Source organism: Nocardia sp. MH4 (assembly GCF_019266065.1).
GTDB classification, from domain to species: domain Bacteria; phylum Actinomycetota; class Actinomycetes; order Mycobacteriales; family Mycobacteriaceae; genus Nocardia; species Nocardia canadensis.
Genome location: NZ_LPNR01000112.1, coordinates 1 through 12044, shown reverse-complemented (window position 1 = coordinate 12044; position 12044 = coordinate 1). Strand labels below are relative to the sequence as shown.

The 12044-nt window shown below is 70.0% G+C and carries 11 protein-coding genes; 8 read left to right on the top strand and 3 right to left on the bottom strand.

The window, feature by feature from the left end; all coding sequences use genetic code 11:
• Positions 1–4: 4 nt before the first annotated feature.
• From ATM97_RS22200 to ATM97_RS22180, 5 genes are all read left to right on the top strand, one after another.
• Positions 5–1390 carry a glycosyltransferase gene (locus ATM97_RS22200; protein ID WP_218719981.1) on the top strand — a complete coding sequence of 462 codons (1386 nt, stop codon included), beginning with the start codon at positions 5–7 and terminating at the stop codon, positions 1388–1390.
• Entirely contained in the window at positions 1387–2334 is a 948-nt protein-coding gene (locus ATM97_RS22195; RefSeq protein WP_218719980.1) for an ATP-binding cassette domain-containing protein, read from the top strand. Before ATM97_RS22200 ends, ATM97_RS22195 begins: the two co-directional genes overlap by 4 nt.
• Positions 2335–2354: 20 nt before the next feature.
• Positions 2355–3191: an ABC transporter permease gene (locus ATM97_RS22190; protein WP_218719979.1), complete on the top strand. Its 837-nt coding sequence runs from the start codon at positions 2355–2357 to the stop codon at positions 3189–3191.
• A gap of 11 nt (positions 3192–3202) precedes the next feature.
• Entirely contained in the window at positions 3203–4570 is a 1368-nt protein-coding gene (locus ATM97_RS22185) for a hypothetical protein (protein WP_218719978.1), read from the top strand.
• Positions 4571–4773: 203 nt separating this feature from the next.
• Positions 4774–5217 (top strand): SMI1/KNR4 family protein, encoded by a 444-nt coding sequence (locus ATM97_RS22180; RefSeq protein WP_374104898.1) that lies wholly within the window; start codon positions 4774–4776, stop codon positions 5215–5217.
• A 133-nt stretch (positions 5218–5350) separates the two neighbouring features.
• On the opposite strand, the gene ATM97_RS22175 is transcribed toward ATM97_RS22180, so the two are convergent.
• Positions 5351–7528, bottom strand: a complete 2178-nt coding sequence (locus ATM97_RS22175; RefSeq protein WP_218719977.1) for a malate synthase G — start codon at positions 7526–7528, stop codon at positions 5351–5353.
• 245 nt (positions 7529–7773) lie between these two features.
• Between ATM97_RS22175 and ATM97_RS22170 the strand changes: the two genes are divergently transcribed.
• Complete coding sequence (locus tag ATM97_RS22170) at positions 7774–8433, top strand: TetR/AcrR family transcriptional regulator (protein WP_218719976.1); 660 nt, start codon at positions 7774–7776, stop codon at positions 8431–8433.
• A 2-nt stretch (positions 8434–8435) separates the two neighbouring features.
• Entirely contained in the window at positions 8436–9725 is a 1290-nt protein-coding gene (locus ATM97_RS22165; protein WP_218719975.1) for an acyl-CoA dehydrogenase family protein, read from the top strand.
• A 39-nt stretch (positions 9726–9764) separates the two neighbouring features.
• Here ATM97_RS22165 and ATM97_RS22160 read toward each other — a convergent pair whose 3' ends face one another.
• On the bottom strand, positions 9765–10217 hold the full coding sequence (locus tag ATM97_RS22160) for a helix-turn-helix domain-containing protein (protein WP_218719974.1): 453 nt from the start codon (positions 10215–10217) through the stop codon (positions 9765–9767).
• 84 nt (positions 10218–10301) lie between these two features.
• Between ATM97_RS22160 and ATM97_RS22155 the strand changes: the two genes are divergently transcribed.
• A complete protein-coding gene (locus tag ATM97_RS22155; RefSeq protein ID WP_218719973.1) occupies positions 10302–11516 on the top strand; it encodes an MFS transporter in 1215 nt (404 codons plus the stop codon).
• 21 nt (positions 11517–11537) lie between these two features.
• On the opposite strand, the gene ATM97_RS22150 is transcribed toward ATM97_RS22155, so the two are convergent.
• A partial coding sequence (locus ATM97_RS22150; protein ID WP_255588245.1) for a DUF4232 domain-containing protein occupies positions 11538–12044 on the bottom strand: 507 nt, incomplete at its 5' end.

The following is a 12044-nucleotide window of genomic DNA, read 5'->3' as shown; positions in this document are numbered from 1 at the left end:
GCCGATGCGGGCCCTGTTGGCATTCACCGGCAGCCGCGGCGATGCCCAGCCCGGCATCCTGCTGGCGCGCGCCCTGATCGCCCGGGGACACGAGGTGACCCTCGCGCTGGCCCCCAACCTCGTCGGGTTCGCGACCGAACACGGCGTCCCCGCGGTCCCCTTCGGGTGCGACAGCGCCGTGCTGCTGCACGCCCAGCGCACCGACCGCCGATTCAGCGCCCGCAATCCGTGGTCACGACTGCGCGCCGTGCTCGACCTACAGCGTCGCGGGGTGCCGGACATGGTCGCCGACCTGTGCGAGCTGGTGCCCGGCCATGATGCGGTCGTGGCCGGGATGGCGGGCGAGGAGGCCGCCGCCGCGGTGGCGCACGAGGCGGGGCTGCCGTTCGCGGCGATGCACTTCTTCCCGATCCAGGCCAATGCCGTCGTCCCGGTGGTTCCGGCGCGCTGGGCGCAGCGACTCCCTGGTGTCGTGCACCGCTGGGGGTGGTCGGCGCTCGCCTTCGCCAGGGCCGCCGCGCTGGCTCCGGTGCTGCCCACGGGCGAACCGCCGACCAGGGTGCGTATCCAGGCGTACGACCCCACGCTGTTCCCCGGTCTGCGCGACGAACTGCCCGGGCCGTTCACCGGCTTTCCGGTCGACGTCGACGGTGTCCGCACCACGCCGAGGGATTCCGATCGTCACCGGCGCCCGCGCGGCGCTCATCCCGAGGCCGGGCCGCTCGGTCCCCGGGACGACGTGCGGTGCGGCGCCTCGACGGATCCGGCGCTGCCGTCGAGCGCGACCGCCACGGCTTCCGCCGGTTTCCGCTCCCGCACCGATGCCCAGGCAGCGGTTCGCCGGTGGCTGGCGGCCGGTTCCGCACCCGTCTACGTGGGCTTCGGCTCGATGGATGTCGGGGATCCCGTCGAGTTCGTCGCCATGCTGCGTGAGGTCTGCGCGCGTCGCGGGCGCCGCCTGTTGCTGGCCTCGGGCTGGGCCGCGATCACCCCCGGCATCGATGCCGACGTGGCCGTCGTCGACCAGGTCGACCACACCGAGGTGCTGCCGCACTGTGTGGCGGTGGTGCACCACGGCGGCGCAGGAACCACCGCGGCCGCGTTGAGAGCCGGTGTGCCGCAGGTGATCTGCTCGGTCCAGGCCGACCAGCCCTACTGGGGACGAGCGCTGCAACGACGCGGCCTGGCGGCGACCACCCCGGCGCGCACGCTCACCGGCGCGCGGCTCGACTCGCTGCTCGACCGGATCTCGACCCCCGAGGTCCGCCGCCGGGCCGCCGACTACGCCGCCGCCTTCACCACCGACGGTGTCGAGCGTGCCGCCGACATCGTCGCGGCGCTGGCCCCGGTCGCGCCCGAACTCATCGACGCCCCAGGGAGACTCCCATGAACCCCGATATCGCCATCCGGATCACCGGACTCGGCAAGTCCTACGGCGACTTCACCGCCGTGGGCGCGGTCGACCTCACCGTCGCGGCGGGCACCGTCTTCGCCCTGCTCGGCCCCAACGGCGCGGGCAAGACCACCACCGTGCGCATGCTCGCGACCCTGGTGCGGCCCGATCGCGGCAGCGCCGAGATCTTCGGCTACGACATCGTGCGCGAGGCCACCGCGGTGCGCTCGATGATCGGGCTCACCGGCCAATACGCCTCCGTCGACGAAACCCTCACCGCGGGTGAGAATCTGCGCCTGTTCGGCCGCCTGCTCGGTCTCTCCCGGCGCGCGGCCGCCGCCCGCAGCACCGAACTGCTCGCGGAGTTCGAGCTGAGCGCGGTCACCGATCGCCCGGTCGGCCAGTTCTCCGGCGGCATGCGGCGGCGCCTGGATCTGGCCGCGACGCTGATCACCGATCCCCCGCTGATCTTCCTCGACGAACCCACCACCGGCCTGGACCCGCACACCCGCGACCGCATGTGGGGCATCATCCGCAAGCTCGTCGCCCGCGGCGCGACCGTGCTGCTCACCACCCAGTACCTCGAGGAAGCCGACGCACTGGCCGACCGGATCGCGGTGATCGACCGCGGCGCCATCGTCGCCGAGGGCACCGCCGCCGAGCTCAAGTCCTCCATCGGCGAACAGGTGCTGCGTCTGGAACTCGCCGATGTGGCCCAGTCCGGGCACGCCGAAGCCATTGTCGCCGACCTCACCGGCGAGGTGCCGGAGGGCTCCTCGGCCGGGGTCCTGACCGTCGCGCTCGCCGACGCGGGCACCGCCGCCGACATCGTCGCCGCCTGCCGGGCCGCGGGCATCGCACTGCGCGGCTTCGCCGTCGACCGACCCGACCTGAACGAGGTCTTCCTCGCTCTCACCGGCACGGCCCGCGCCGCCGCCTGATCACGGAAGTCGAGACCATCATGACCGTCACCACCGCCGAGATCGCCGTCGAGACCACCACGCCCGCGAAGATCGCTCGCCGCCCCCGCGTCACGCACGTGAGCCTGCGCGCCGCGCTGTTCCAGTCCCTGCTGATGGCCTGGCGCGGGCTGCTCACCTTCCGGCACAGCCCACAGCTGCTCTACGACGCCCTCCTGCTGCCCATCGTCGGGCCGCTGCTGTTCGGCAGCATCTTCGGCACCGCCATCGCCGGCAGCATGACGGCCTACCTGCCGATCCTGATCCCGGGCGTGCTGGTGCAGATCGTGCTGACGTCGTCGGTCGCCACCGGCGTACAGCTGTCCGAGGACATCCGCTCGGGGGTGTTCGACCGGTTCGTCGCCATGCCGATCGCGCGGTCGGCCCCGGTCGCCGGCGCGCTGCTGGCCGGGGCCACCCGCTATGTGATCGCCGCGACCACGGTGGTGATCGTCGGGTTCGCCATGGGCTACCGACCGGCGCATCCGATCGGCTTCGTCGCCGGCGCGGTGCTGGTCGTGCTGGCGACCACCGCGATCAGCTGGCTGTTCGCGTTCATCGGGGTCACCGTGTCGCGGCCCGCCGCCGTGCAGGGCATGTCGATGCTGGTACTGACCTTCCTGAGTTTCGCCTCGAACGCGCTGGTGCCCGAGGAGTCCATGCCCACCTGGCTCGGCTACGTCTCCGACTACAACCCCGTGTCGTATCTGGTGTCGGCGGTCCGCGCGCTCGCCGAGAACGGCGCGATCGGCGCCGATGCCTGCTGGTCGGTGGTCGCCTCGCTCGTCGTCGTCGCCGTCTTCGCGCCCCTGACCGTCCGCACCCTGCGCGCCCGCTGAGAGGAGCCACCATGACGCTCACCGCTCCCGCGATCACTCCCGTGGCCGCCGTCAATCGGCTCACCGCCGACGACGACCTGTTCCTCAAACTGCACAGCCTCTACGGCAACGCACTGGTCAACCAGCTCGCGTGGCGGTTCGACGAGCCGCTGAGCCGGGACCTGCTCGACCGCTTCCACGCCCACCTCGCCCAGGGCTTCCTGGCCCGCCGGGTCGAGGGAACCCGGGTGCCCTTCGCCCGGCCGTACTGGATGCCCGCCACCGCCTCGATCCCGCTGGGGTGGGACACGGTGCCGGTCGCCGAGGACGAGGTGCTGGACTGGTACTTCGCGCAGAGCCGGGTGGAGTTCGACCCCGGCACCGGTCTGGTGTGGCGATTGTCGGCCGCGCCGACCACCACGGGCGGGACCCTGGTGTCGCTGGTGACCTCGCACGTGGCCTCCGACGGCGGCGCGGTGCTGTTCGCCGTCGGCGATGCGCTGGCCCGCCTGGCGGAGGAACCCGACCGGACCGTGAGTTCCGGGGCGCTGGTCGGCCGGGCACCGCGAAACGCGCTCGGCGCGAACGTCTCCGATGCGCTGCATCAGCTGCGAGCGGTGGCGAAGGGCATCCGGGCCGCGATCGCGGCCCGGGCTGTCACCGAGCCCGACCGCACGCCCCGACCCGCGCAACCCCTGCTGCCGCTGCCGCGGCGATGGTCCCCCGCCGACGTCGTCGTGCAGCTGTCGCTGGACCAGTGGAACTCCGTCGCCGCAACACATTCCGGCACGACCAACGGGCTGCTGATCGCCCTCGGCGCTGGCCTGCTCGGGCGCAGCGGACGTGTCGGCGACGCCGCCGACATCCGCGTCGACATCCCCCATTCGATGCGCACCGCCGACGACCCGCGCGCCAATGCCACCACCGGCCTGCCGATCTCGGTCCGCTACCGCACCACCGATCGCGTCGACCTCGCCGCGGTCCGCACGGCGGTCAAACAGGCGGCGACCGCCTACCGCGACCCGGCGACCACCCCGGCCCTGCAACACCTGCAACCCCTCCAGATGATCCTGCCGCGTTTCGTCCTGCGCCATTTCGCCCGGACCGCCACCGCACCGGAATGCCTGTGCACCAACCTCGGCGACACCGCCCAAGGCGTCGCCGATTTCGCCGGCCACCACGCCTCGGCCGTCCTCATGCGCCCGGTCGTCTGCACGAACGATCCCGCCATGTTCCGCCGCGTGGAAGTCGGTGTGAACCTCTCCTTCTGCACCGACGGCCACACCGTCACCCTCGCCGTCACCGGCGCCGACCCGGACCGCTTCCCCACCCGCGCCGCCCTCCGCACCCTCCTCACCACCGAATTCGACTTCTGGGGACTCACCCCGCACTACTGGTGAGGGTCCCAGTCGTGTCACCGATCGTTGTCCCAGAGGTGGTTTCCGCAATTGTGCCCTCGCACAGGTCGAAGACGACGTCATCGACCGGCTGCGTTGCGAGCGATTCGCTCGACGCGCAGCACGCTTCATTCGCGAGTAGCTACTTCTGAACAGCGGAAACCAGAGCATCGAGGCGGTGCGATACGCCAACTGGCCCGCCCCCGATAGATTGTTGCTCGATCATCGGGTGTGACTCAGCAGAGATCGCACAGGTCTATTCTCTTGCGCCCGAAGGCTTCCCGATCCCCGATGAGTATCACGCATTTCTCGCGCAGATGGGAAAGCAGGCCGGCACACTCTTCCGGGGAACCGACCTGTTCTTTCCGCGAATGCTGGATGCCCGAGAGGCCGCCGAAGACATCTCCGGCGAGGGACCGACACTGGAGAACCACTTCTTCTTCGGCCACCATCAAGGCTATAAGGTCTATTTCTTCCGACGCGGATCCGGTGCAGTCTATCTCTACAACGAGTGTGCCCCTGAGGATCACAAGCTTGCCGACGGCTTCATCGAATTCCTTCGGCGGTCCTGGCGTATCCAGCAGAAGATTCGCGAATCCACCGAAGCGATGCGCGCAAGGAGAACCCGGATTCAGCGTGCCGTGAACTGACGCCGAGCATCGCCCGCTCGTCGTCTCCAACGTTCATGTCCAGTGACGGCAGTGGCCCCGCGCCGGATCTCTCCGACGCGGGGCCACAAGCGAAAAGCACTGCTATGAGCTACTTTTCATGCACTCGGCAGCACTACTTCTGCGCAGCCTTGAACTCGCGGCGGCGGCGGTGCAGGATCGGCTCGGTGTAGCCGTTGGGCTGCTTGGTGCCCTCGAGCACCAGTTCCTTGGCGGCCTGGAAGGCGATCGAGGCGTCGAAGTCCGGCGCCATCGGGCGGTAGGCCTTGTCGCCGGCGTTCTGGCGGTCGACGACCGGCGCCATGCGCTCGAGGCTGGCGATCACGTCGGCCTCGGTGACGATGCCGTGGCGCAGCCAGTTGGCGACCAGCTGGCTCGAGATGCGCAGGGTGGCACGGTCTTCCATCAGGCCGATGTCGTTGATGTCGGGCACCTTCGAGCAGCCGACACCGTGATCGATCCAGCGGACGACGTAGCCCAGGATGCCCTGGGAGTTGTTGTCCAGCTCCTGACGCTTCTCCTCGTCGGACCAGTCGGTGGACTGGGCCAGCGGGATCTCCAGGATCTGGTCGACGGTGGCACGCGGGCCGCCCTTGGCGATCTCGGACTGCCGCTTGAACACGTCCACCTGGTGGTAGTGGGTGGCGTGCAGGGTGGCGGCGGTCGGCGAGGGGACCCACGCGGTGTTGGCGCCGGCCTTGGGGTGGCCGATCTTCTGCTCGAGCATGCCCGCCATCAGGTCGGGCATGGCCCACATGCCCTTGCCGATCTGCGCCTTGCTGGGCAGACCCTTGGCCAGACCGGTGTCGACGTTCCAGTCCTCGTAGGAGGTGATCCAGGTCTGGGTCTTCATCTCGGCCTTGCGGACCATCGGCCCGGCCTCCATGGAGGTGTGGATCTCGTCGCCGGTGCGGTCCAGGAAGCCGGTGTTGATGAACACCACGCGCTCCTTGGCGGCCTCGATCGACGCGGCGAGGTTGACCGTGGTGCGGCGCTCCTCGTCCATGATCCCGACCTTGAGGGTGTTGCGGGTCAGGCCGAGGACGTCCTCGATCCGGCCGAACAGCTCGTTGGTGAACGCGGCCTCGTCGGGGCCGTGCATCTTCGGCTTCACGATGTAGACCGAGCCGGTGCGGGTGTTGGCCAGCTGGGCGGAGCCGTTGAGCGAGTGCACGGCGATCAGCGAGGTGATCAGGCCGTCCATGATGCCCTCGGGCACCTCGTTGCCCTGCGCGTCGATGATCGCGTCGGAGGTCATCAGGTGACCCACGTTGCGCACGAACAGCAGCGAACGGCCGTGCAGCACCAGCTCGGAACCGTCGAGCGCGGTGAACACGCGGTCGGGGTTCATGGTGCGGGTGAAGGTCTTGCCGTTCTTGGTGACCTCTTCGGCCAGGTCGCCCTTCATCAGGCCGAGCCAGTTGCGGTAACAGACGACCTTGTCGTCGGCGTCGACCGCGGCGACCGAGTCCTCGAAGTCCATGATCGTGGTGAGCGCGGACTCGAGCACGATGTCCTTGACACCGGCGGTGTCGGTCGAGCCGATCGGCGAGTTCGCGTCGATCTGGATCTCGATGTGCAGGCCGTTGTGCTTGAGCAGCACCGAGGTCGGGGCCTCGGGGTCGCCCAGGTAGCCGACGAGCTGCGACGGATCGGCCAGGCCGATGTCGGTGCCGTCTTCCAGGCCGACCTCGAGCTCGCCGTCGACGATCTTGTAGTACGACGAACCGATGTGCGAGCCGGTGATCAGGGTGACGGCGTCGTCGAGGAAGTTGCGGCCCCACTCGATGACCTTGTCGCCGCGCACGCGGTTGTAGCCGGTGCCCTTCTCGGCGCCGTTGGCCTCGGAGATGGCGTCGGTGCCGTAGAGCGCGTCGTAGAGCGAGCCCCACCGCGCGTTGGCGGCGTTGATCGCGAAGCGCGCGTTCATCACCGGCACCACGAGCTGCGGGCCCGCGGTGGTGGCGATCTCGGCGTCGACGTTGCCGGTGCCGATCTGGAACGGGGCGGGCTCGGGACGCAGGTAACCGATCTCGGTCAGGAACTGCTTGTAGGCGCCCTTGTCGTAGCCGGCGCCGGGGCTCTCCTGGTGCCAGGCGTCGAGCTTGCCCTGGATCTCGTCGCGTTCGGCCAGCAGGGCGCGGTTGCGCGGGGCGAGGTCGTTGATGACCTGCTCGGCTCCGGCCCAGAACGCGGCGGAATCTACGCCGGTACCGGGGAGCGCCTCGTTCTCGATGAAATCGTGGAGAACGCTGGCCACCTGGAGCCCGCCGACCTGAATCCGCTCTGTCATCTACTGCCTCACTTTTGAGAAAGCCGGGTGGGAAAAGTCGATGTCATGTTACCCGTGGGTAGTGGTGACACCTCGTGTGGGTGGGAACGTCGTGGAACCGCCGTCCATTCCGCCACGCCGAGACGCCGGGGTCGGCGCGTGGGCGTGGCGGCACACCCCTTGATTGTAGGCACCCGGAGAATTAATGTACTGACCGGAACATTTCTCGGCGGCTCGCCCAGGTCGCCGGGTGGAGCGGAGGCACGATGAGCGTCGCGCGAGCAGGCGAACCCGTCGCTCCGGTCCGTCGCCGCGGCCGCCCGCCGGCCGCCGATCGCGGCGCGGCCGACACCCGTGATCGCATCCGCGCCGCCGCGCTGGAGCTGTTCGCCGAGCGCGGCTTCCACGGCACCGGCGTCGCCGAGATCGGCGCCAGGGCCGACGTCCAGCGCGGCGCGCTGTACTACCACATCGGCTCCAAGGAGGAGCTGCTGTGGGAGATCCTCGCCGACTACACCCGCCTGCTGCTCGCCGACGCCGAGCGCCTCGCCGAGGCGAGCACCGACCCGGTCGCGACGCTGCGCCTGCTCATCCGCAGTCATGTGGAGCTGATCGTCACCCATCGCCGCGCGGTCGCCGTGCACCTGCGCGATGCCGACGCCCTGACCGGCGACCGCGCGATCGAGTTGCAGCGGCTGCGCGACCGCCTCCAGCATCGCTGGCAGGACGTCATCGATGCGGGCTACGCCGCGGGGCAGCTACGCACCGCCGATCACGTCGTCACCAACGGCCTGCTCGGCATGCTGAACTCGCTCGGGTTCTGGTACCGCGAACGCGGGGCGCACTCCCCCGCCGAGATCGCCGACATCCTCACCGACACCGTCCTGTCCGGGCTCAGCGCCACGGACACCGACCCGAAAGGCTGACCATGGCTTGGGATTTCGAGACCGATCCGGAGTACCAGCGCAAGCTCGACTGGGTCGCGGAGTTCGTCCGCACCGAGGTCGAGCCCCTGGATCTGATCTACCCCAACCCCTATGACCGGACCGATCCGGAGATCCGCGCGCTCATGCGGCCGCTGCAGCAGCAGGTGAAGGATCAGGGACTGTGGGCCTGCCACCTCGGCCCCGAATTGGGCGGTCCCGGCTACGGTCAGCTCGAGCTCGCGCTGCTCAACGAGGTGCTCGGCACGTCGATGTGGGCGCCGCTCGTCTTCGGTTGTCAGGCACCGGATTCCGGCAACGCCGAGATCCTGGCACACTTCGGCACCGTGGAGCAGAAGCAGAAGTACCTGCAGCCGTTGCTCGACGGCGAGATCGGCTCCTGTTACGTGATGACCGAGCCCACCGGCGGCTCGGATCCGACGGCGTTTCGCACCACCGCGGTCCGCGACGGGGACGAGTGGGTCATCAACGGCGAGAAGTGGTTCAACTCCTGCGCAGAGTTCGCCACCTTCCACATCGTGATGGTGGTGACCGATCCGGACGCCGAACCGCATCTGCGGCTGTCGATGTTCATCGTCCCGGCCGATGCGCCCGGGCTCGAGCTGGTGCGCAATTTCACCGTGCCCGGCTTCAGCGAACACGAAGGGCACCTGCGGTTCACCGACGTCCGGGTGCCCGCCGATCACCTGCTGGGCGCGGAGGGCGCCGGTTTCGTCGTCGCGCAGACCCGCCTCGGCGGCGGCCGCGTGCACCACGCGATGCGCACGGTCGCGCTGGTCCGCAAGGCGTTCGACATGATGTGCGAGCGCGCGGTGTCGCGCCCGGCCCGCAAGGGCGTGCTCGGCGGCTTCCAGATGACCCAGGAGCGTATCGCCGACAGCTGGATCCAGATGGAGCAGTTCCGCCTGCTCGTACTGCGCACGGCCTGGCGCATCGACCAGGCCCAGGACTATCGCGCGGTCCGCAAGGACATCGCCGCCATCAAGGTGGCGATGCCGACGGTGATGAACGACATCGCCCGCCGCGCACTGCATCTGCACGGCGCGCTCGGTGTCAGCACCGATCTCCCGTTCCTCGACATGACCACCTACGCCGAGGTCATGGCCATCGCCGACGGGCCCACCGAGGTCCACAAGATCACCCTGGCCAAGGAGGTCCTGAAGCAGTACGCGCCCGCGGACCCGGTGTATCCCACCGGTTTCCGCCCGGTGCTGCGCGAGCAGGCCCGCGACCTGGTCGCGCGGCGGCTCGAACGCGAAGTCGGCAACCTCTGATCGGGAGGTCACCGCCGGGAATCCGGTGCCGGTGCCGGCTCAGTCCACGCGCCGCACGTCGGTGGTCTCGGCGGTGACCGGCACGCCCGAGAGACTGTGGGGCCGCAGTTCGGCGAGCGCCTCACCGTCTCGATCGACCAGGGTCGAATGCCGCGCACCGTCGGCGAAGGCGTGCCGTTCGCCCCACTGCCGCAGGGCGACGATGGTCGTGAACAGATCGCGCCCGGCGGCGGTGAGCTCGTAGACGTGCCGCTTGCCGCTCGGCGTGGCGCTGGTGGTGAGGATGCCGTCGTCGACGAGCCTGCGCAGCCGGTCGGCGAGGATATTGCGGGCGATCCCGAGCCGCTGCCGGAACTCGGTGAACGAGCCGGGTCCGTCCATGGCGTCGCGGACGATGAGCAGGCTCCAGCGATCGCCCACCAGGTCGACGGTGCGGGCGACCGGACACGTGGGATCGGTCCACGCGCGATCGACGCCGGACGTCGGTGTCATCCCCACCCCTTCCATCGGGTTGCATTTCGAAACCATTATTCCCTATCGTGAGTTGGTTGCATTTTGCTACCGAATGGAGGGCTGATGGTCCCCGGGATCACGCGACCACAGCGGTCGCTGCTGGCCGCGGTGTGCGCCACGGCGGTGGCCACGATCTATGCGATACAGCCGGTGCTGGAGACGGCGGGCGCCGAACTGGGTTTGCCCGACGAGTCACTGGGCCTGCTGGTCGCCGCCGGACAGCTCGGCTATGTCGCCGGGCTGATCCTGTTGGTGCCGCTCGGCGACCTGATGGACCGACGCGGGCTCATCAGCGGTCTGCTCGTGCTCACCGCGGTGGGCGCCGCGATCACAGCCCTCGCACCGAACGGCCTGGTCGCGATGGTGGGGCTCGCCGTCGCCGGGGTGTTCGCGGTCGTGGTGCAGGTGACGGTCGCCTACGCGGCCGCGATGGCGGCCCCCGGTGCCCGCGGTCGCGTCATCGGCGCCGTCACCTCGGGAGTGGTGCTCGGCATTCTCGGTGTCCGCGTCGTCGCGGGCGTCCTCGGGGACACGCTCGGGTGGCGGGTCGTCTTCGTCCTGCTGACCGGCTCGTGCGTGGCGCTCGCCGTCGTCACCCGGGCGGTTCTGCGCCCTGATGTCCGGATGCCCGGCGCACGCTACCTGCCGACCCTGCGGTCGACCGGTCGCCTCCTGGTCACCGATCGCCTGTTCCTGAGCCGTGGCCTGATCGCCTTCTTCCTCTTCGCGTCCTTCGGCACGCTCTGGAGCGGCCTGGCCCTGCCGCTCGGCGCCGAACCGTGGTCCCTCGGGACCACCGCGATCGGGCTCTTCGGGGTGGCGGGTCTGGCCGGTGCCCTCGGCGCGAGCCGAGCGGGCAGGTGGGCCGACGCCGGTCGGGCAGGCACGGTCAGTGGGTGGTCGCTGGTGATCCTGGCCGGATCCTGGCTGCTCATCGCCCCGCTGGGGCCGGCCCTGCTCCCGCTCGTGGCAGGCATCGTCGCGCTCGACTTCGCCGTGCAGGCGGTGCATGTCTCCAATCAGCACCTGCTGACCACCGCGCACCCCGACCGCACCGGCAGCGTCATCGGCGCCTACATGACCTTCTATTCCGCCGGGTCCGCCCTCGGCGCGGTCACCACCGCCTGGGCCTACAGCTCGTGGGGCTGGTGGGCCGCGTGCGCGTTCGGCGCCGGCTACGCCCTGTGCGGTCTCACCGTCTGGGGCCTGGCCCGGCTACGCGTCACCCCGGCCACGGAAATCGTTCCGGTCCAACCGGTTTCGTGCCCACAGACGTGATCCGGAGCGCCGCGCCGACGATCAGCTCATCGGGGTGACCGGATGGACCGACAGATCGCACACCGACAGCGTCTCGGCGACCGGGACGGTCTCGGTGGTGTCGGGCACGGTGACCCGCAATCCGGTGTACGCCGGGCACGCAGTACCCGAGGCGTCGGTCGCGGTGCCCTCCACGACCGCCTCCGCACCGTGGTCCCGGGTGAGGATCACCGTCGGTGGCTCGTTCTGATGGGGCGGTAGGCCACCCAGGTAGCCACGCAGCGTGCGGGTGGCACCGATGGTCGCGGCGCCGATCGCGTCCACGCCCGGATAGCCGGTGAGCGAACAGGGTGCGCCGGCGCCGACCAGCCAGAACCGCAGGGTCAGCCCCTGATGGCCCGCGGCCGCGGTGACCGGTCCGCCGCCGACGAGCACCTGACCGTCGGCGCACGCGGGCGCGGTGTCGGGCACCGGGACACCGGGCGGGCTGGTCGGCCCGCCGGTCGCCGCCGGTGCCGAGCTCACCGCCGGGCCACGCGACGGGGCGGG